This window comes from Streptomyces sp. NPDC088097 (assembly GCF_044741845.1).
Taxonomy (GTDB): Bacteria; Actinomycetota; Actinomycetes; order Streptomycetales; family Streptomycetaceae; genus Streptomyces.
On the sequence record NZ_JBIUTJ010000002.1, the window covers coordinates 167948 to 188384 of the forward strand.

Here is a 20437-nt window from a genome sequence, read left to right on the forward strand (position 1 = left end):
CAGGTCCGCCCCTGCGGGCCGGCCACCCGTGCCCGGATCAGGAGCAGCCATGACCATCGCCCCCCTGTCCCCGTCCCCCCTCGCACCGCCCGCCCCGCAGCTCGCACCCGCGTCTCTCGCCCCCCTCGCACCGACGGCCCCCGCCACCCCCGGGACCCCGCAGTACACCGTCCGCCTCGCCCGTGACGAGGCCGAGGTCCGCGCCGCCCAGCGACTGCGCCACCAGGTCTTCGCCGGAGAACTCGGCGCCCGCCTCGACGGCCCCGAGCCCGGCCTCGACGTGGACGCCTTCGACGCCTACTGCGACCACCTCCTGGTCCTCGACGAGGAGCGCGGGGAGGTCGTCGGCACCTACCGGCTGCTGCCCCCCGAGCGCGCCGCCATCGCCGGACGCCTCTACTCCGAGGGCGAGTTCGACCTGTCCGCCCTCGACCCGATCCGCCCCGACCTCGTCGAGGTCGGCCGCTCCTGCGTGCATCCCGACCACCGCAACGGCGCCGTCATCGCCCTGATCTGGGCCGGCCTCGCCCGCTACATGGAGCGCTCCGGCCACAACTGGCTCGCCGGCTGCTGCTCGATCCCGCTGTCCGACGGCGGAGCCCTGGCCGCCGCCACCCGAGAGAGCGTCCTCGCCCGCAACCTCGCCCCGCAGGAGTACCGGGTCACCCCGCACCTCCCGTGGAACCCCGAGGGCATCGCCGTCGCCGGCCGCACCGAATTGCCCCCGCTGTTGCGCGGCTACCTGCGCCTGGGCGCCTGGGTCTGCGGGGAGCCCGCCCTCGACGCCGGGTTCGGCTGCGCGGACCTGTACGTCCTGCTCGACCTGCGGCGGACCAACCCCCGCTACCTGAAGCACTTCCTCTCGCTCGCCCCGGGCGCATGAGCACCTGGCTGCCGACCTCGCCCTGCACCCCGCAGTCCTGCGCCGGACACACCGGCCGGGCGGCGGGCGTCCCGCGCGCGGTGCTCCGCCTCGCCGGCGCCCTGGCCCTGGTCCTGCTGTCCGTCCTGGTCGCGGCCCCCGTACGGCTGCTCCCCCCACGACCCCGGCACGCCCTGATCCGGACCTGGTCCGCCGCACTCGTGGGATCCCTGGGCATCCGGATCACCGTGCACGGGTCGGCGGGCGCGGACGGGGGCCGGCTGATCGTCGCCAACCACATCTCGTGGCTGGACATCCCCCTCGTCACCGCCGTCCTGCCCTGCCGGATGCTCGCCAAGAGCGAGATCGGCGCCTGGCCGGTGATCGGCCGACTCGCGGCCCGAGCCGGCACCCTCTTCATCGAACGCGACCGGATCAAGGCCCTGCCCGACACGGTCGAGCGCATCACCGGGGCCCTGCTGGCCGGCGACCGGGTCACCGTCTTCCCCGAGGGCTCCACCTGGTGCGGGCGAGCCCAAGGGCCCTTCCGGCGGGCCGCGTTCCAGTCGGCGCTGGACGCACGGGTGCCCGTACAGCCCGTACGGATCGACTACCGGCTGACGTACGCGGACCCCGCGTCGGCGTCGGACGGCGGTCTGTCCGGGGCGCCCGCCTTCGTCGGGGACGACCCGCTGACCGCGTCCCTGTGGCGGATCGCACGGGCCCGCGGGGTGCACGCCGAGGTGTGGCTGCTGCCGCGGATCCCACCGGGCCGGCACGCCGACCGGCGGGAGTTGGCGGACGCCGCCCGACGGGCCGTCTTGGGCGAGGCCGACGGGCGACCGCTGCCGGGGCGCGTGCCCCGACAGCGGAGCGCCGGTCAGACCTGTGCCGGGCCCACCTCCGGCACTCCGTCGGCCACCGACAGGGACAGCGCGAAACGGCCCGCCGAGTCCGTCCACCATTGGGTCAACTCAAGTCCGGCGGCGGCCAGTTCCCGCCGCACGCCCTCCTGACGGAACTTCGCGGAGATCTCCGTCAGGATGTCCTCACCCTCCTCGAAGGCCACCACCAGGTCCAGCGCCCGGATCTTCACCACCGCGGGCTTGCGGGCCCGCAGCCGCATCTCGATCCACTCGTGTTCCCGGTTCCACACCGCCACGTGGGCGAAGTCGGCGGTGTGGAAGTCCGCACCCAACTCCCGGTCGATCACGGTCAGGACGTTCTTGTTGAACTCGGCCGTCACCCCTTGGGCGTCGTCGTACGCCGCCACCAGCACGTCCTCCTCCTTCACCAGGTCCGTGCCCATGAGAAGGGCGTCCCCGGGCGACAGCATCGCCCGTACGGAGGCCAGGAAGGCGGCCCGCTCCGGCGGCAGCAGGTTGCCGACCGTACCGCCCAGGAACACCACCAGCCGGGGACCCTCCGACTCGGGCAGCCGCAGGGGCCGGGTGAAGTCGGCCACCAGGGCGTGCACCCGGAGCCCCGGATGCTCCTCCATCAGCACCCGCGCCGCCCCCGTCAGCGCGCTCTCGCTGACGTCCACCGGGACGTACGTCTCCAGCGCGGGCATCGCCTCGATCAGGTGCCGGGTCTTCTCCGAGGAGCCGGACCCCAGCTCGACCAGGGTCCTGGCCCCGCTGGCCGAGGCGATCTCCCGGGCCCGCTCCAGGAGGATCTCCCGCTCGGCGCGGGTCGGGTAGTACTCCGGCAACCGGGTGATCTCCTCGAAGAGTTCACTGCCCCGAGCGTCGTAGAACCACTTGGGCGGCAGCTCCTTCGGCGAGCGGGTCAGCCCCCTGGAGACGTCGTCGCGCAGTGCCGTCTCGGCGGCGTGCTCGTCCAGGGTCCGGGTCAAACGGAAGTCGCTCACGTGGAAGTCTCCTTGAGGGGGGTCAGGACCACACCCGCGCGGGTGGCGGTCAGGAGGGTCCGGTCGGGCACCTCGTACCACCGGGAATCGTCGTCGTGCGGTTCGGAGGCCACGATCACCCGGCCGGCGGGCGGGTCGGCCCGGTACCAGAGGGAGTCGCCCCACGCGGTCGCGGCGATGGCCCGGCCGTCGGTCAGCAGCAGGTTCAACCGGGACCCCGGAGAGGCGGCGGCCAGTTCGTGCACCGCCTCGGCCAGCGCCCTGCCCAGATCGTCACCGGCCCGCAGGCGGTGCAGCACCAGCGCCCACACCAGGGCCGAGTCGGTGCGCGCGGCCAGTTGCAGCAGCTCGCCGGGCGTCAGCGTGCCGGCCACCGGGGCCACCGCGTCCGGCCAGTCCCGCAGGGCCCCGTTGTGACTGAACAGCCAGGGACCCGAGGCGAAGGGGGCGGCGGCGGCCTCGCCGTCCGACCCGGCGAAGGTGGCGTCGCGCACGGCGGCCAGGAAGGCCCCGCTGCGCACCACGCGCGCCAGGTCCGCGAAGCCCTCGTCGCCCCAGACGGGCCGGCCACGCCGGTAGCGGGCCGGGACCGGGTCCCCGTCCGCGTACCAACCCACCCCGAAGCCGTCCGCGTTGACGGTGCCGTGGCGTTGTCGGCGGGGTTCCCACGACTGCCGCACCAGGGAGTGCTCGGGCTCGCTCAGTATCCTCCCCAGGGATATGACCGGCCCCAGGTAGGCGAGGTGACGGCACATCAGAGGTCCCTCGCGGTGCGGAAGCCGGAGAAGATCTGCCGCCGCACGGGCAGGTCCCAGTTGCGGAAGGTGCCCCGGCACGCCACCTGGTCCACCGCGAAGGAGCCGCCCCGCAGCACCTTGTGCTCCGGCCCGAAGAACACCTCCGAGTACTCCCGGTACGGGAAGGGGCGGAAGCCCGGGTAGGGGAGGAAGTCCGAGGAGGTCCACTCCCACACGTCGCCGATCAACTGGCGGACTCCGAGCGGGGAGGCGCCGGCCGGGTAGGCGCCCGCGCCGGCCGGACGCAGGTGCCGCTGGCCCAGGTTGGCGTGGGCCGGGGTCGGGTCGGCGTCGCCCCAGGGGTAGCGGCGGGAGCGGCCGGTCGCCGGGTCGTGCCGGGCGGCCTTCTCCCACTCGGCCTCGGTCGGCAGCCGGCGCCCCGCCCAGCGGGCGTAGGCGTCGGCCTCGTACCAGCTGACGTGCAGCACCGGCTCGTCGGCCGGGACCGGCTCGGTCACCCCGAAGCGACGGCGCAGCCACTGGCCGCCCTCCTGTCGCCAGAACAGCGGGGACCCGATGTCGTGCGTGCGGATCTGCTCCCAGCCCTCGGGGGCCCACCAGCGGGGCTCGCGGTAGCCGCCGTCCGCCATGAAGGCCTGGTAGGCGGAGTTGGTCACCGGCACGGTGTCGATCCAGAAGGGCGGCAGGTCCCGTACGTGCGCGGGCCGTTCGTTGTCCAGCGACCAGGGTTCGGCGGACGTACCCATGGTGAACGGGCCGCCGGGCACGAGCACTTCGGGGCCCTCGGGCGCGGGCCCCCGCGAGGGCTCCGGGTCCGGGGCGGTCAGGACCGCCGCGCCCTGCCTCAGCTGATGGGTGATCAACATCGTCTCGTCGTGCTGCTGTTCGTGCTGGGCGATCATCCCGAAGACGTAACCCCCGTCCAGGAGGGCCGTGCCCTCCAGCGGAGTCCGCTCCAGCAGATCGAAGACGCGTCCGCGGACCTCGGCCGCGTACCGACGGGCCGCCTCCGGGCCCAGCAGGGGCAACTTCGGCCGTTCGGAGCGCGGATGCTCGAACGCGTCGTACAGGGGATCGATCTCGGGGTGCATGGACTCGCGGCCGGCCACCTCCCGCAGCAGCCACAGCTCCTCCATGCTGCCGATGTGCGCCAGGTCCCAGACCAGCGGCGACATCAGGGGAGAGTGCTGCGCGGTCAGGTCCGCGTCGCTCACGGGATCCGTCAGCCCGGCCGTACGGGCCCGTGCGGCGCTCAGCGCGGCGACGGCCCGCTCGCGCAGGTCCGGCGGGGCCGTCGGGGCGCTCTCGTGGTGGGTCTCGGTGGTCACGGGCGCTGCCCCTTCCCGGCGGGCTGCCGCCTCAGGTCGTGTTCCGCGGCGTCGTCGGCCGGACAGCGCCCACGGCGTACGAAGCGCTCCTCGAACTCGCCGACGACGTCCCGCACCCGACTGCCCGCCCCGAGCCGGGGCAGGGCCTCGCGGGCCGCCCGGAAGCAGGCCCCGGCCGCCGCGCGCAACTCGGGATCGGCGAGGCCCGACTCGGCGGCCGTGCGCCACAGCGCGTTGCGGGGCGCGGGCGCGTCGCCGTAACGGTCGGACAGCCCCTTCGCCACGCGGTAGGCGGTCTCGGCGGCCTCCGCGTCGTCGAACAGCGCGTGCACCACCGCGGTGGGCACCAGCCACCCGTCGTCGCCCGGCTGCGCGTCGATCATCCGCATCTCCAGGTGCCCGCGCGGTCGGACCGGCGGGAAGAGGGTCGTGAGGTGGTACTCCAGGTCCCCGAGGCCGGCCCCGCGCCCCACCGGCCCCGCGCCCCGGCGCAGCCAGTCGCGGAAGGTCAGACCGCGCGGCACCGCCCACACCTCCTCGGCGTCGGACCGTACGCACATCACCTCGGCGTCGAGCGCGGCCCGCGTCCAGGCACGCCGGGGTTCGAGCTCCAGCGACGGGGCGAGCGCGCGCCGGGCGTCGATGTCGCTCCAAATGCCCTGGCGCGCACACTTCCAGCCCGCGTACGGTCCCTCGCGCGCGGGGGAATTGGCGAAGGCGGCCACGAACACGGCCCCGAGGAGGTGGGACATCCGCCAGCGGCGACCGTACCCGAACGGGCCCGGCTCCTCGGTGCCGGCGTCCACGCAAACCTGCACGGAGGCGGAAGCGCGCATCATGGCGCGGCCGGCCGGGCCGGTGCGGTCGAAGTACGTCTCCATCGCGTCGTAGCGGGGGCTGGCCAGCAGCCTGCGCGGGGGATGGCGCGGATCGCGGCCGAGGCCGCGCAGGACCAGCCCTTGGGCGTCGAGCACCCCGCGCACGGCGGCGAGGTCGGCCTGGAGGCCGCCCACGCAGGCACGGAGGGAGGCGGCCGGGGCGGAGCTGAATTCCAGCTGGCCGCCCGGCTCGACGGTGATCCGGGAGTTCAGCGGCAGGGAGCGGGCGCTCTCGTGGGCGGCGCTGAGCCGTTCGGGCGGCAGCGGCAGCCAGGGACGCTCGGCGTCGAGCACCAGCCATTCCAGCTCGGCGCCGATCAGTGCGGGCGGGCCGGTCTTGAAACATATGCCGTGGAGCAGATCCTCGGCGGCCGCCTCGCTGAAGGGGGCGTGCTCGCGCTCGGGGGTGGGTCGAGCGGGTGAATCGGAGGGCATGTCCGGCTCCTCGTCTCCTGTTGTCGGCCGTTTCTTCACCCGTGCCTACCCGTCCTCGGAGGGCAAAATCCTTTGCCGTGGCCACCGGCTCCGCCGCAGGATTGCGGCGTGAGCAGCAGATTGCGTGAAGTGGCGCGGACGAACGCGCTGATCCTGGCGGCCGGGGAGTACCGGACGCGGTCGGGACGGCGGATCTTCCTCGCCGACGCCCTGGCGGAAGCCAGGGCCGGAACCAGAATATATGGACCGAACCAGGTCATTCCAGACGAAAGAGCCGTCGGGGGAGCGCGACCGACGGTCTACGAGGTCACGGGGGAGAGCAGCACGGTCGCGGCGCGTCGCCTCGCGGCCCACGGCCCGGTGGCGGTGCTGAACTTCGCCTCGGCCCGCAATCCCGGGGGCGGCTACGTCCGCGGGGCCAAGGCGCAGGAGGAGGCCCTCTGCCGGGCCTCGGCGCTGTACGAGACCCTGCTGGAGGCTCCCGAGTACTACGAGACGCACCGCGCGGGGAAGAGCACCTTCTACACCGACCGGGTGATCCACTCGCCCGGGGTGCCGGTGTTCCGCGACGACCGGGGCGAACTGCTCGACACCCCGTTCCGGGCGGGCTTCCTCACCTCCCCGGCCCCGAACGCGGGCACCATCCGCCGCCAGGAACCGGAGCGCGTCCACGAGATCCCGGCCGCCCTGGCCCGCCGGGCCGAGCGGGTCCTGGAGGTGGCCGCGCTGCACGGCTACCCAGGGCTGGTCCTGGGCGCCTGGGGGTGCGGGGTCTTCCGGAACGACCCGGCGCAGGTGGCGGAGGCCTTCCGGGCGCTGCTGACCGGCCGCTTCGCGGGCGCGTTCGAGCGGGTGGCGTTCGGCATCCTCGACCGGGCCCCCGGCCCCCGCGAGGCCTTCGCCCGGGCCTTCCCGGCCTGATCCGCCCCGCGGTGGGCGGCGGGCGGCAAGGGCAGGCCGTGCGGGCGGCGCCGCGGTGCTCCTGGCCGCGCAGCAGGCCGCGCGCGGGCCGTCAGGGGCCGGTCGGGGCCCGAGTCGGGGGCCGGTAGGGCCGGCAGGGCCCTCAGGGGGCGCTAGCGCCAGCCGTAGCGCTCGCGCAGACGGTCCACGACCAGCTGGAACCGGCCCCGGTCCAGGGCGCACGCCTCGCGCCGCATCCCCGACTCGTGGACCCGTAGAACGCGGTCCACGGCCACCCAGGACTCCCGCCCGGCTCCGTCCCAGGGGCCCGAGCCGATCGGCACCCACTCGCGGTCCTCGTCGTGCCGCTTGCTGGAGAGCTGGACGGCGAGCAGCGTGCTCCCGCCGGCCTCCCGCGCGACCACCAACACCGGCCGGTCCTTGCCGCGGCCGTCGTTCTCCTCGAAGGGGACCCAGGTCCAGACGATCTCCCCGGGATCCGGATCGCCGTCCTTGTCGGGCGCGTACTCGGTCCGCACGGGCCCGACGGAACGCGGGTCGGCCTCGGCGGTGGCGGTGACACCGTCCCGGCCGGGCTGCTCGACGTGACTGTTGCCGTGATGTGAAAGTGCCGTCATTCGGCCGAGGTTACTGCTCTGCGGCGGCCCGCCGGGGGCAGCGCGCAGCCCGGTCCGGCGAAAAACCGAGGGGTGTCGGATCGTCTCCGCACCCCTCGGTCCCCCTCCGGTGCCACGAGCGCCTGACCCCCGTCCATGCGCTCGCGCCACCACTGCTCCTCGGCGGGTCCACCGGCCCCACCCGTGTGCTCGTCCGGCGACGACCAGCGATCGGGGCGGGTGAAACATACGTGGACGACGCCCCATCCTGTCAAATAGACGAGACAGATTCACAGGTTGATTGGACGATCCCGTCAAGTGAAGGAGATACTGGACCGGTTCCGACAGACAACGGCCCCCGCGAGGGGCGAGGAGTAGTGATGGCGGCCATGGGTGAGGACGCTCAGGGCCCGCACACGATCGCGCGGCGACTCGACCACCTGATGAAGGAGTTGCACCCGCCGGGCCGCGGGCCCTTCAACTACCGGGAGATCGAAGCCCGCATCAAGGAGACGGCCGGGCCGGGCGATCCGACCGTGACGCACGCCACCGTCAACAACATCCACACCGAGAAGGTGACCAACCCCTCGGTGGACTCACTCCGCGCGCTCGCGAAGTTCTACGGCGTGCCGGTGAGTTACTTCTTCGACGACTCCGTGGCGGAGACCACCGACCGCCGGATGCGCGAGCTCAAGGAAGGCGCCGAGCTGGCCAGGGCCAGTGACGACCTGGCCGACGTCCTCCAGGACGGGAACGTACGGGCCATCGCCTTCCGCCTCAAGGGCCTGTCGGCCAAGGCGCTGCGCGGGATCCAGGGCGTGGTGGAAGGCGCCCGGGACTCCGAGGGCCTGCCGGCCGTGGAGGAGAAGGCCGCGCGCCGGGGCCGACGCCGCCCGTGATCGGGGTTGTGAGGGGACGGTGACGACGGTCTTCACACATTTCACCAGCCGAAACGACGGGGCGGCGGGGGTCGGCAGGCACTAGTCTGGTCGGCGGCGCGGTGGAGAATCCGCCGCGCGGCACAGCGATCCCGAGGGGGGCCGGCCGCACCAGGCCGGTCGAGTGACGCCGATGTGGTGGAGGTCAAAGCGCCGGGCCGGCGATCCGCTGGCCGAAGTCGTCGCCCGACTGCACATCCCGATCCCGTTCGACCTGAGACAGTTCTGCGAAGCCGTCGCCGCCGACCGCGGGAGGCCGCTGGTCCTCCAGGAGTTGGACGGAGTCAACCCGGACGTGCCCTGCGGGATCTGGGTGAGCCTGGACGAGGCCGACCTCGTCTTCTACCAGCCGGCCGCCAGCACGATCCTGCGCCGCCAGATCATCCTGCACGAGGTCTCGCACATGCTCCTCGGACACGTCGGGCCGCACTACGACCTCGCCGGAACGCCCCGGGACGACGACCTCGCCGCCGCCTCGACCTCGCTGCGCGCCCTCACGACCCCCGCCGAGCAGTTCGGCGGACCCGCGCCGTGCGGGCGCGACACCGGGGACGCGTCCGAACCCGAGGTGCCGGTCGCCGCGTTCATGCGGGCCGAGGCGGCCCGGATCCGGGCCGCCGTCTCGGCGACGACCCGGCTCGACGAGGAGACGGGCATCTCCCCCGACACCATGTTCGCCCTGCTCGGCCGCACCAAGTACTCGGGCCCCCAGGAGGCGGACGCGGAGAACCTCGCCACCCTCATCCACGAGAAGGCCAGCCGTACCGAGGCGCGGTCACGGACGGCCAAGGGCGCCGACGTGGTGGAACGCCTCAGCGACGCCTTCGGCCACCCCACCGAGTGAGAAAGACCGTCTCATCAAAACCGCAATAGTCATCACCCTCTGGGTCGTGGCGATATGGCGGCTGCCCGCAGCCGTCCGCATCCCCCGGCAGCGGCCCCTGTGGGCAGCCTTCGCCAGCATCGCCCTGGCCTGCTCGATCGGCAGCCCCCCGGCGCAACGCCTCCTCTTCGAGCCGATCGGGGTGAACAACCTCGCCACGCTCTGCAAACACGGCCTCGGCATCGGCGGGTCCTCGGCCGTCCTGCTGTTCGTCATCACGATGGCGCGGCCCGACGGGGTCGACGCCTGGAAGCGGCGCCTGCTGTTCGCCGCCGCCGGCGGAACCGTCCTCCTCACCACCTTCTTCTTCCTGACCCCGCGCCCGTCCGAGGTCGACAACTTCTTCGAGGCCAACCTCGGGAACCTGTACGGCACCCTCTACTGCCTCGTCTTCCTCGGGTACCTCACGGCCGCCATGTCCGTGTCGAGCCGGCTGTTCTGGTCCTACGCGCGCCGCGCCGCCGGCGCCCCGCTGCGCGCGGGCCTCGCCCTCCTCGGTGCGGGCACCGCCTTCGGAGCCCTGTACACGACCTGGCGCACCGCCCACATGCTGACCCGCCTGGCCGGGGGCGAGTTCCCCGCCGGTGACGCGACCACGCAGCTCGTCGCCGACCTGCTGGAGTTCACGGGCATCGCCCTGATCCTGCTGGGCAACACCGTTCCCGCCCTCGGCGTCCAGTGGCGCTCCCTGACCCACCGGCGGGCCCTGCGCCGGGTCGAGCCCCTGTGGGCGGCGCTGATCGAGGCCGTCCCGGGCGTGGTCCTGACCGAACCCACCGGTCGGGGCCCGCGCCTGCGGCTGCACCGGCGCCTCATCGAGATCTGGGACGCCGTCCTGGTGCTGCGCGCGTACGCGCCCGCCGAACTCGTGGCCGCCGCCCGCGCCGAGGCGGACGCCACGGCGCGGGCGGCGGGCGAGGAAGACGGCGTGCGGGAGGCCTTCGCCGAGGCGTTCTGGCTCCGTGTCGCCCGACAGGACTGCCTGAGGGGCGCCGACCACCACGGCCCGCCCCCGGACGGTGAGCCCCACCGGAACGACACCGGAGCCGGAGCCGGAGCCGGAGCCGGAGCCGGAGCCGAAGCGGACGTGGACTTCGACGCGGAGGTCCGCAAGGTCGTGGCCCTGGCCACGGCCTACGCCGACCCGCGCACGGCCCGCTTCGCCGCCACCCGCAACACGGAGCTTCCGGTATGACCCTGCTCCGTGAGACCCCCACGCGGCCCCGGCCCGCCCAGCGCGTCACCGACGTCCTCGAACCCCGCACCTGGATCATCGCCGTCACCCTGCTGATCGGATGGCACGCCGACGGCGCCACGGGTGTCGGCTGGGGTCTCTTCGCGGCCTTCTTCTGCGGGGTCGTCCCGATGCTGTGGATCAAGTGGGGCCAGCGCCGGGGCTACTGGGGGGACCGGCACGTCCGCCGCCGGCAGGACCGCCTGATCGTCCTCCCCGGCGTCATCGCCTCGGTGATCCTCTGCGTCACGGCCATGGCGGTCTTCGAAGCGCCGTCGGAGATGAACGCCCTCGTCCTGGCGATGCTCTCCACCCTCGCCGCGATCCTCGCCGTCACCACCGTGTGGAAGATCAGCGTCCACACCGCCGTCTCGGGCGGCGCGGTCCTCATGTCGGCCCTCGCCTACGGGCCCTGGCCGCTCGCCGCGCTGGTCCTGGTGGCCGCCGTCGGCTGGTCCCGCGTACGCCTGAAGGACCACACCCTCGCGCAGGCCGTCACGGGAGTCGGCCTCGGGATGCTGGTCGCCGGCCCGGTCTTCGTCTGGCTCCGGTAGGGGTCTCCGCAGCCCGCCGCGCGGGACCGCGCGGCGGGCGTCAGGCAGTGGGCGGTGGGCGTCAGGCGGTGGGCGGAGGTGGCCAGTGCGTCGCCCACCCCTCCGCCGCCTCCAACTGGGCGGCCAGGGACAGCAGCCGCGGCTCCGCGTGGGCCGGGCCGAGCAGTTGAGCCCCGACGGGCAGGCCACCTGGAGTGAAACCCGCGGGCACGTTGACGCCCGGCCAGCCGAGCACGTTCCACGTCCAGGCGTACGGGCAGGCCGCGATCATCGCCCGGTCCGTGGCGAGGGCCCCCAGCCCGGAAAGGGCTCCGATCCGCAGTGGGGGAGTGGCCGTGGTCGGGGTGAGCAGGACGTCGAAGCGGCCGAACAGCTCACCGACCCGGCGGGCCAGCGCTCCCTCGGCCCGGCGCGAGATCCGCAGGGCCCGCCCGCCCAACAGTCGGCCGGTGCGCATCGCCCCGCGGGTGCGCGGGTCCAGCAGGGCGTGATCCGGGCTCCGGTCCGCCAACTCCCTTACGCCGGCGGTCGCGCGGGGTACGAAGGTCAGCCCGATGGGGCCGTAGCGCGGGTCCTCCGGGACCACCTCGTGGCCCAGCGCCTCCAGCTGCCCCGCCAATCGGTCCACCGCCGAACGGACCGAGGGGTCCAGCGACTTGGGCGATGCCGTGAAGGGCATCCCGTACGACAGGGCGATCCGCAACCGGCCCGGCGGGCGCCCGACCGCCTCGGCCGCCGCGATGCGCTCCGGGCGGTGCAGATCGCCGGGGTCCGGCCCGCTCGCCGCGTCCAACAGCAGGGCCGCGTCCGCGACCGTGCGGGCCAACACCCCGTTGACGGTGAGTCCGTGGAAGGACTCGGGCGCCGGCCAGGTGGAGATGCGACCGCGCTGGGGCTTGATGCCCACCAGGTGGGTCCAGGCCGCGGGGATCCGTACGGAACCGGCCCCGTCGGAGCCGAGCGCGGCGGGCACCAGCCCGGCGGCCACGGCGGCGGCCGAACCGCCGGAGGAACCGCCCGGTGTGTAGCGCGGATCCCAGGGGTTGCGGGTCTCGCCGAAGCCGGGCCCCTCGGTGAAGGGCCACTGGCCCAGCTCCGGCGTCTGGGTCTTGCCCACGATCACCGCCCCGGCCGCGCGCAGGCGTCGTACCGCCTCGCCGTCGACGGTCTGGGGCGGGAAGTCCCCGGCGCGGCCGAAGGCCGTGGGTTCCCCCGCCACGTCCATGTCGTCCTTGACCGCGAGGGGCACCCCCAGCAGCGGCAGTCGTTCGCCGCGCTCCAGCCGTCGGTCCGCCGCCTGGGCCTCGGCGAGCGCGGCCTCGGCCCGGACGATCCGGAAGGCGTTGAGACCACCCTGGGTCGCGGCGATCCGCGCCAGTGAACGCTCCGTCAACTGCCGTGCCGTCAAGCTGCCTTCTCGAAGGGCCGCGACCATCTCGGCCAGCCCCTCGGGTGCCCGCGGCCCACCGGGGCCCCACGCGCCGTTCGTCCCCGCCGACGCCGCTCGCGCCGCATCCACCGTGCCCGACATCGGACCACCCCCCTACCGATCGGTAGCACGACGGTAGGCGCCCGTCCCACCCGCCGCCAAGGCCCCGGGCCGTGCCCGCACGGACCTCGTGGGATCGCCGCATATTCGCCGGCGCCGCCGGGCGCGGCCCGGTATGTTTCCCGACGATGACGACCTACACCCCGCACAGATCGGGGGTCCCGTCCGCGCAAGGTGAGTGCTGATGCCCACCGAGACCGCGTACGAGGATCCACCCGCTTCCTTCTGGCCGCGCGTACGAGAGTTCGCCGTGCCGCCATCCATGATCGAGACCGCGACCGCCCGTCGCCGCGCCGGGGACTGGGCCGGGGCGTGCGCCGCCGCGGGATTCGACGTCGACCTCAACCCGCGCCTCCTGGCGCACACCCACGGACGCGAACTCGCCACCCGTGTCCGCGACGACCTCCGCGCGCTCGCTCCCGACCTGCTGCGCTGGCACATGCCGAGGACCGCTCCGCACGGGCTCCTGCGCCCCGGGCTCACGGTCGCCCTGGCCCGCTACGAGGGCGCCGGGCGGGCCGGCGCGGAGCACCCGGCCCACCTCGTGGTCCGTACGGCCCCGGCCTGGGCCGACGCCGGGCAGCGGATCGACCTCGGGCTGTGGGACGGCGCCCGGGACGACCCCGGAGCCCGCCGCCACCCGCACCCCCATCCCGACCGGCGCTTCCGCCTCGACCTGCACCGCCACCTGTGGGACGCCCGCCGGGCCGGTGAGCTGCGGATCCGCTCCGCGGGACGGGCGCGGGAGGGGGAGGGGGAGCGCCACGCCGCCGTCGACCGGTGGGCGGACGAAGCGGGGATCCTGCTCCGGGCCGAGGGGCGGACCGCCGGCCGCGTCGTCGTACGCCTCGGCGCCCGCGACCTGCTCCTCCTCGACGTCGCCCCGCGACGGGCCGCGGCCGGTGCCGCCGGCGGGGACGGTCCGCCCGCGTGGCGGATCGTGGGGAGCGCCGCCGTGAGCGCGGCGGACCCCGCCCTGCCGGTCCTGCCCGACGCGGCGACGTGGGAGCCGCCCGACCTGGCGCTCCTGCGCACCGGCGCGATCGACCCGGGGCAACTGCACCCGCTGGTCGCCCGGGCGCTCGTACCGGACCACCCCCCGACGGCGCCCTCCCCGGGGCCGCCGGACCCCGCGGGGGCGCCGCACCGGGTGTCCTGCCGCGGGGCCGAGCACCGGATCGCCCTGGTCGACGGGGTCCTCGCCGCGCTGGACCACGACCCCGCCGAACTCCGGCGCGAGGAGCTCCTCGTCGCGCTCACGGGCACCCCGCTGCCCTGCCTCCAGGCGATCGACACGGCACACCGCCGTCCCGACTGCATCACCGGCGTACGCGAACGCCTCCGGCACGGGGACGTCGCCGGCGCGCTGGCCGTCGTCGAGGGCCTCCTCGGCACCGAGGCGGTCCTGCGCGACGGCGCCCTGCGGGACGAGCTGGAGGCGGCCGCCCGACAGCGGGTCGTCCACGGCCTGTTCAGGGCGGGCCTCACAGGACCGGCCCCCGGCAACGGGGTGTTCCTCCCGTACGGCGCGAGCCCGCGCCCGCGCCGTACGTCCCCCCGCCGCGCCTGACGGCGCCCCGCCCCCGGAGCGGGTCCCGCGCGTTCCGGGCCCCGTCGCACCGTCCTTCCCGCGCACCACGAACCCACAGGTGACCACCATGCCCATGCAGACCCCGTTCGCCCCTTCCGCCCTCTCCGCTCCCTCTACACCGTCCCCGGACAGCCGGCTCGACGTCGCGGGCGACCTCCTCGCGCTGCTGCGCGACACCACGACCGAACCGCGTCCCGACCCCCAACTGGAGGCCCTCGCCCTGGCCGTGGCCGCCGACCTCCCCGTCCTGCTCTGGGGCGAGCCCGGCATCGGCAAGACGGCGGCCCTCACCCAGCTCGCCGCCTCCCTGGACCTTCCGCTGACCACCGTCATCGCCAGCGTCCACGAGCCCTCCGACTTCTCCGGACTGCCCATCATCGGAGACGACCCCGCCGAGAAGGGCGTCCCGATGGCGCCGCCGGACTGGGCCGTGCGCCTCGTACGGGCCGGTCGGGGCCTGCTGTTCCTCGACGAGCTGTCCACCGCCCCGCCCGCCGTCCAGGCCGCCCTGCTCCGTCTCGTGCTCGAACGCCGCGTCGGCGCGCTGCGGCTGCCGCCCGACGTCCGCATCGTCGCCGCCGCCAACCCGCGGTCCTCGGCGGCCGACGGCTGGGAACTGAGCCCGCCCCTGGCGAACCGGTTCGTGCACCTCCAGTGGACCCACGACCACGAGGTCGTCGTACGGGGCCTCGGCGGCACCTGGCCCGAGGCGACCCTGCCCCACCTCGACCGCGACAAGCTCCCCGAGGCCGTCGCCTTCGCCCGCCGCGCCGTGTGCGGACTGCTTTCCGCCCGCCCCGCGCTCGTCCACCGGCTGCCCAGCGGCGAAACCCGCCGCGGCGGCCCCTGGCCCTCGCCCCGCAGCTGGGACATGGCCCTGTCCCTGGTAGCCTTCGCGACCGCCGCCGGATCCTCCCGCGCGGTGCTGTCGGAGCTGGTCAGGGGCACCGTCGGGGACGGCCCCGGCCTGGAACTCCTGGCGACCCTGGACCGGATGGACCTCCCGGACCCCGAAACCCTCCTGGCCGACCCCGCCGGAGCCGAGCTGCCCGCGCGGGGGGACCTGCGCCAGGCCGTGCTCGACGGGGTGGTGGCGGCCGTCCGCGCGCGTCCCGAGAAGTCCCGTTGGGACGCGGCCTGGGAGCTCCTGGTCCGGGCCCTGGACACCGGGGCCCCCGACCTGGTCGTCGTCCCCGCCACCACCCTCGCCTCCCTGCGCCGCGAGGACTGGGACGTCCCCGCCGCCATCGAACGGCTCGCCGGGGCGGTCTCCCTGTCCCGGAAGGCCGACGCCGCCGCCGTCCGGGCGAACGCCCGGGCCGAGGCCGAAGCCGCGGCGAAGGCCCGCCGGTGACCCCCTCCGTCGGCCACGCGGTCGACCACGCGGTCGGCCACGCCGTCGAGCCCGCCGTCGACCTCGACAAGCTCTACGCCGCCCGGCTGCACGCCGTACGCGTCCGTCCCTACCTGGCGACCGCCCTGTTCGCGCTGCACGTCGTCCCGTCGCGCCGGGTCCCCACGATGGCCGTCGACCGGCACTGGCGCTGCTACGTCTCCCCGGGCTTCGTGGACCGGACCCCCGTGGAGGAACTGGCCGGAGTGTGGGTGCACGAGGTGTCCCACCTCCTGCGCGACCACCACGGGCGCGGCGACCGGGTCGCGCGGGAACGCGGACTGCACGGCCGCGCGGAGCGGCTGCGGATGAACATCGCCGCCGACTGCGAGATCAACGACGACGCCTACGGAGAGGGCCTCACCCCACCCGCCGACGCCGTCACGCCCCAGTACCTCGGGCTGCCCGAGGGGGAGTTGATGGAGGACTACCTCCGACAGTTCCGGCTGGGCCCCCTCACCGACGACCTCGCCTGGCTGGACTGCGGCAGTGGGGCCGACGGCCTGGAACGGGAATGGGACCTGGGGCCGGACGGCGCGCACGGACTCGACGCGCAGGAGCGGGACGCGGTCCGCTTCCGGGTCGCCCAGGGCATCGCGGGCCGTCCGGGGGACGCCCCCAAGGGGTGGCGGCGCTGGGCGGAGGAGGCCTTCCACCCGCCGCAGCGGTGGCGGGAGTTGCTCGGGGCGGCGCTGCGCGCGGCCGCGAGCGGTTCCGGCGAGGGCACGGACTACACGTACGGGCGTCCCGCGCGGCGTTCGGCCGGGGTCCCCGGCGTGGTCCTGCCGAGCCTGCGCCGCACTCCGCCCCGGGTCTGTGTGGTCGTCGACACCTCCGGCTCGGTCAGCGACGCCGAACTGGGCAGCGCGCTCCTGGAGGTCGCCGCGATCTCCCGGGCCGTGGGCGGACGGCGCGACCTGGTCACCGTGATGTCCTGCGACGCCTCGGCCGGTGCCCTGCACCCGCTGTGCCTCGCCGAGGGCATCCCGTTGATCGGGGGCGGGGGCACGGACCTGCGCGAGGGGTTCGCCCGGGCACTGCGCGCCCGGCCCGGCCCGGACGTCATCGTGGTCCTGACCGACGGCCAGACCCCCTGGCCGTCCACCCGACCCCCGTGCCGGACCGTGGTCGGCCTGTTCGCCCGCGCCGGCGCGCCCCGGACCACGTACGAGGAGGACGAGGAGGGTGAGTACGTCCCGAACTCGCCACCGACCTGGGCCCGCGTGGTGGAGATCGGGTAGGGCGTGCCCGTGAAGGGGGGAGTGGGCCGTTGCGTCCCGTTATCAAGCGGTGTCCGGCATTCCGCACCTTGCCCACGGTATGTACGCGCCATTCCCGCCCCCGTGGGGTCGTGGCGCCGGCGGGGTGCGCCCGTCGCGCGCGGAACCGTCCGTGGGCTGCTCGTATACGTTGTGTGATCGATGCTCACAGGTTCGCCAGAGCGCCTTCACAGGGCGCACACTTCCGGCCGATCCGCGCCCGCGTGCGCCTGCGGGGGGCAGACGGCCCGCGAGCCGCCGTCCTAGCCTCCCGGGCCATGCGATCACCTCTGAAGAGCCGCCTCGGCCTCGCCGCCGTCCTCGCCTTCGTCCTGGCCCTGTTCGGCCTCGCCCCCGCCGCGAGCGCCGACCCGGCTCCGGCCGCCCTGACGTTCAGCACCAGCGCCGCCACCGTCACCCCCGGCGGCACGGTGAACCTCTCGATGACGCTCACCAACAACAAGACCTACGACATCTGGTTCGTCTACCAGTCGATCGCGCCGACCTGGCTCACCACCCAGCGCGCCGACCTGAAGTACAGCTTCACCGGCTGCAGCCTGGCGACGCCCACCGGCGCCGCCTCCTGCTCCGGCGTCGGGCCGTCCGACCTCGGTGGCAACTACGGCGCGACCATCCCGCCCGGCCAGAGCCGCACGGTGACGCTGACCCTCCAGGTGGCCGCCGATTCCGGTTGTAACGGGAACATAGGCTTCTACTCGTACTACTACGCCGAGTTCAGCGACAGTTCGAGCATCAGTGCGGGCCCCGCCTACACGCCCGAGACGCGCGTCCTCTGCGCCTGACGGAGCCTCGCTCGTCGCTCCGGTCGCCCTTCCGGTTCCCGCTCGGGGTGGTGGCTTGAAAGAGCCATCGAACAAGCATCGCAAGGGTGTGTACCACCAGAGCAACGCGCCGGCGGACCGTCTCGGTCCGCCGGCGCCCCGCTCGGCTCCGGACCGGCACTCGAAGCCGACCGGAGCCTCTGATCGCAAAGTGTCGGAAAGGCGCACGGCCTCGATTCGACTCTGTTCGAGTCCAGTTGGTTACCTGCGTTTTTCCGTCGGTTTTCGCAACATCCCCACGAAAGCTACACAGCTGCATCACTATGTGACCCGACGGATGCGTCGACGACTGGTTTCTGAGGGGGATGCCGGCGTCGCGCAAAGGGGGGCGTCCGCTTCGTGCGGAGCCGCGCTGTCCCCTGCCCGGGGAGGGGACTTCACCGCATGAAGCGAAGCATACGCACCACCGTGTTATCGGTGGGCGCGCTCATCGCAGCCTTCGGCCTGCCGGCCGGCACGGCGCAGGCCGACACGACAACGCCCCGTGTGGACCTGCGTGTTCTGGTCGTGACCGACGGCGGTCCGGCCGTCCAGGCCATCACGGCCGAGCTCGACTCGGCGGGGACGCCGTACACGCAGGTCGACCTCACCCGGTCCGACCGACCCACCATCGACCCGACCTTCCTCGCCGACACCGTCGACGGCCGGCCGCGCGCCAAGTACCAGGCGGTCGTCCTCCCCAACGACAACCCGTTCGCGCCGGGTTCCGCGGAGATGTCGGCCCTGACGGCCTACGAGCAGGCGTACGCGATCCCGCAGGTCGACGCCTACACCTACGCGCGCCCCCAGGTCGGGCTGCAGTACTTCGTCGCCGGCGGGTACGCGGGCAGCGTCGACGGCGCCCAGGCGGCGGTCACCACCGCCGGCCAGGCGGGCCCGTTCGGCTACCTCGACGGTGCGGTGCCCTTCGAAGACAACTCACCGACCGTCGGAGAGAGTTACGCCTACCTCGCCCAGCCCGCCCCCGGCGCGGACTTCACCACGTACGTGGACGCGCCCATACCGGGTACCGCCCGGCGCGGCTCCCTCGTCGGCGAGTACCGGCACGACGGCCGGCGCGAACTCGTCGTGACCTTCGTGTACAACCGCTACCAGCAGCAGTACCGGCTGCTGGCCCGCGGCATCGTCGAGTGGATGACCGGCGGCGTGCACCTGGGCGCCTCCCGCAACTACTTCTCCGTCCACGTCGACGACGTGTTCGCCGCCGACGACCGCTGGGACACCCAGCTCAACTGCACGCCCGGTGACGTCGACTGCGCGGGCGGCGCGGGCACGCCCAGCCCCATCCGGATGACCGCCGCCGACGCCGAGTACGCCAAGTCCTGGCAGGCCGGTCGGGGCATCACCCTCGACATGGTCTACAACGGGGCCGGCAGCCTCGACCAGCGCGAGGACAACAACGGCGTCGACGCACTGGCCGACAAGCTCCAGGCCGACCGCGCGCAGTTCCGTTGGATCAACCACACCTACACGCACGCCTTCCTCGGCTGCGAACAGGACACCAGCGTGGTGCCCTGGCGGTGCGCGACCAACACCAACGGCAGCACCAAGTGGATCAGTCGCAACGCCATCGACGACGAGATCGCCCTCAACCGGGTGTGGGGCCAGAACTTCGGACTGCCCCTACAGAACGACGAACTGGTCACCGGTGAGCACTCGGGCATGGCCGTCCTGCCCCAACAGCCGCAGGACAACCCGAACCTGGCGCTCTCCCTGACCGGCAACGGCGTCAAGTGGCTCGCCTCGGACAACTCCCGGGACCCCGAGCAGCGCCAGGTCGGCTCGGCCTCCACCGTCGCCCGCTACCCGATGAACGTCTACTACAACGTGGGCAAGGCCGTCGAGGCGGTCGACGAGTACAACTGGATCTACACCTCCCGGGCCCAAGGCGGCAGCGGCATCTGCGAGGACCACGCGGACACCACCACCTGCCTGTCCGCACCCCTCGACACCGCCACCGGCTACGCCGGTCGGATCGTGCCGACCGAGATCCACACGGCGCTCGGGCACGTGCTCGCCAACGACCCGAAGCCGCACTTCATCCACCAGTCCAACCTGGCCGAGGAACGCCTCGCCTACCCGGTGTTGAACGGGGTCATCGACGGCTACAACTCCCTGTTCGCCGCCAACACACCCCTGGTGAACGAGCCGATGAGGGACATCGGCGCCGAACTCAAGCGCCGCGGACTCTGGAAGAGCGCCGTCCAGGCCGGCCAGGTCACCGCCTACCGGGTGGGCGACACCGTGACCGTCGTGGCGCCGAACGGCCTCGACGTCACCGCGAGCCTGCCCACCGGCACCCAGCGGGCCGGCGCCGCCTACGGCACCCCCTACGCGGGCCGGGCCTCCGGCTGGACCGCCTCCACCGGCGCACCGATCACCCTCACCCTGCCGTCGTCCACACCCGCGGCCCCGTCCGCCGTCGCCGCGGCCCGACCGGCACCCGTGAGCGCCCCCGCACCCGGCACGCCCGTACCGCCGGCCGTGCGCGAGGGCGCCGAGGACACCGACCGGCGCTGAACCGGCGTCCACCGGTCCGGGCC

Annotated in this window: 17 protein-coding genes and 1 pseudogene; 12 read left to right on the forward strand and 6 right to left on the reverse strand. The window is 74.1% G+C overall.

Annotation, left to right across the window (positions count from 1 at the left end):
• Positions 1-49 precede the first annotated feature (49 nt).
• Positions 50-883 carry a GNAT family N-acetyltransferase gene (locus tag ACIOD1_RS06825; protein ID WP_401900702.1) on the forward strand — a complete coding sequence of 278 codons (834 nt, stop codon included), beginning with the start codon at positions 50-52 and terminating at the stop codon, positions 881-883.
• Positions 880-1410 (forward strand): annotated as a pseudogene (locus ACIOD1_RS06830) (lysophospholipid acyltransferase family protein); the annotation flags it as partial. The gene ACIOD1_RS06825 and the pseudogene ACIOD1_RS06830, both read left to right, overlap by 4 nt.
• Positions 1411-1742: 332 nt before the next feature.
• On the opposite strand, the gene egtD reads toward ACIOD1_RS06830, so the two are convergent.
• From egtD to egtA, 4 genes are read right to left on the reverse strand one after another with little or no spacing between them, the layout of a single operon-like run.
• Complete coding sequence (gene egtD / locus ACIOD1_RS06835; protein ID WP_365619602.1) at positions 1743-2735, reverse strand: L-histidine N(alpha)-methyltransferase; 993 nt, start codon at positions 2733-2735, stop codon at positions 1743-1745.
• Positions 2732-3490 carry an ergothioneine biosynthesis protein EgtC gene (egtC, locus tag ACIOD1_RS06840; protein ID WP_401900705.1) on the reverse strand — a complete coding sequence of 253 codons (759 nt, stop codon included), beginning with the start codon at positions 3488-3490 and terminating at the stop codon, positions 2732-2734. Before egtC ends, egtD begins: the two co-directional genes overlap by 4 nt.
• On the reverse strand, positions 3490-4821 hold the full coding sequence (gene egtB / locus ACIOD1_RS06845; RefSeq protein ID WP_401900707.1) for an ergothioneine biosynthesis protein EgtB: 1332 nt from the start codon (positions 4819-4821) through the stop codon (positions 3490-3492). Before egtB ends, egtC begins: the two co-directional genes overlap by 1 nt.
• On the reverse strand, positions 4818-6134 hold the full coding sequence (egtA, locus tag ACIOD1_RS06850; RefSeq protein WP_401900709.1) for an ergothioneine biosynthesis glutamate--cysteine ligase EgtA: 1317 nt from the start codon (positions 6132-6134) through the stop codon (positions 4818-4820). The genes egtB and egtA overlap by 4 nt, the downstream gene beginning before the upstream one ends.
• Before the next feature lie 108 nt (positions 6135-6242).
• On the opposite strand from egtA, the gene ACIOD1_RS06855 reads away from it, so the two are divergent.
• Entirely contained in the window at positions 6243-7055 is an 813-nt protein-coding gene (locus tag ACIOD1_RS06855) for a TIGR02452 family protein (protein ID WP_365619591.1), read from the forward strand.
• Positions 7056-7207: 152 nt separating this feature from the next.
• Here ACIOD1_RS06855 and ACIOD1_RS06860 read toward each other — a convergent pair whose 3' ends face one another.
• Entirely contained in the window at positions 7208-7672 is a 465-nt protein-coding gene (locus ACIOD1_RS06860) for a type II toxin-antitoxin system PemK/MazF family toxin (RefSeq protein ID WP_365619588.1), read from the reverse strand.
• 359 nt (positions 7673-8031) lie between these two features.
• Between ACIOD1_RS06860 and ACIOD1_RS06865 the strand changes: the two genes are divergently transcribed.
• From ACIOD1_RS06865 to ACIOD1_RS06880, 4 genes are all read left to right on the forward strand, one after another.
• Positions 8032-8550, forward strand: coding sequence for an XRE family transcriptional regulator (locus ACIOD1_RS06865; protein WP_365619585.1), 519 nt, complete (start codon positions 8032-8034; stop codon positions 8548-8550).
• A 172-nt stretch (positions 8551-8722) separates the two neighbouring features.
• Entirely contained in the window at positions 8723-9433 is a 711-nt protein-coding gene (locus ACIOD1_RS06870) for a hypothetical protein (RefSeq protein ID WP_365619582.1), read from the forward strand.
• A 31-nt stretch (positions 9434-9464) separates the two neighbouring features.
• On the forward strand, positions 9465-10667 hold the full coding sequence (locus tag ACIOD1_RS06875) for an MAB_1171c family putative transporter (protein ID WP_401901378.1): 1203 nt from the start codon (positions 9465-9467) through the stop codon (positions 10665-10667).
• Positions 10664-11260: a hypothetical protein gene (locus tag ACIOD1_RS06880; RefSeq protein WP_365619579.1), complete on the forward strand. Its 597-nt coding sequence runs from the start codon at positions 10664-10666 to the stop codon at positions 11258-11260. Before ACIOD1_RS06875 ends, ACIOD1_RS06880 begins: the two co-directional genes overlap by 4 nt.
• A gap of 61 nt (positions 11261-11321) precedes the next feature.
• Here the strand turns inward: ACIOD1_RS06880 and ACIOD1_RS06885 are convergent, their stop codons facing one another.
• Complete coding sequence (locus tag ACIOD1_RS06885) at positions 11322-12791, reverse strand: amidase (RefSeq protein ID WP_401900711.1); 1470 nt, start codon at positions 12789-12791, stop codon at positions 11322-11324.
• A gap of 202 nt (positions 12792-12993) precedes the next feature.
• Between ACIOD1_RS06885 and ACIOD1_RS06890 the strand changes: the two genes are divergently transcribed.
• The 5 genes from ACIOD1_RS06890 to ACIOD1_RS06910 all read left to right on the forward strand — a co-directional run bounded on the left by ACIOD1_RS06890 (position 12994) and on the right by ACIOD1_RS06910 (position 20414).
• The gene (locus tag ACIOD1_RS06890) at positions 12994-14379 is read left to right on the forward strand and encodes a hypothetical protein (protein ID WP_401900713.1); all 1386 of its coding nucleotides are present in this window, start codon (positions 12994-12996) and stop codon (positions 14377-14379) included.
• A gap of 88 nt (positions 14380-14467) precedes the next feature.
• A complete protein-coding gene (locus ACIOD1_RS06895; RefSeq protein ID WP_401901380.1) occupies positions 14468-15754 on the forward strand; it encodes an AAA family ATPase in 1287 nt (428 codons plus the stop codon).
• Positions 15751-17034 carry a VWA-like domain-containing protein gene (locus tag ACIOD1_RS06900; RefSeq protein WP_401900715.1) on the forward strand — a complete coding sequence of 428 codons (1284 nt, stop codon included), beginning with the start codon at positions 15751-15753 and terminating at the stop codon, positions 17032-17034. Before ACIOD1_RS06895 ends, ACIOD1_RS06900 begins: the two co-directional genes overlap by 4 nt.
• Positions 17035-17330: 296 nt before the next feature.
• On the forward strand, positions 17331-17855 hold the full coding sequence (locus ACIOD1_RS06905; protein ID WP_401900717.1) for a hypothetical protein: 525 nt from the start codon (positions 17331-17333) through the stop codon (positions 17853-17855).
• A 423-nt stretch (positions 17856-18278) separates the two neighbouring features.
• A complete protein-coding gene (locus ACIOD1_RS06910) occupies positions 18279-20414 on the forward strand; it encodes a hypothetical protein (RefSeq protein WP_401900719.1) in 2136 nt (711 codons plus the stop codon).
• Positions 20415-20437: the final 23 nt, after the last annotated feature.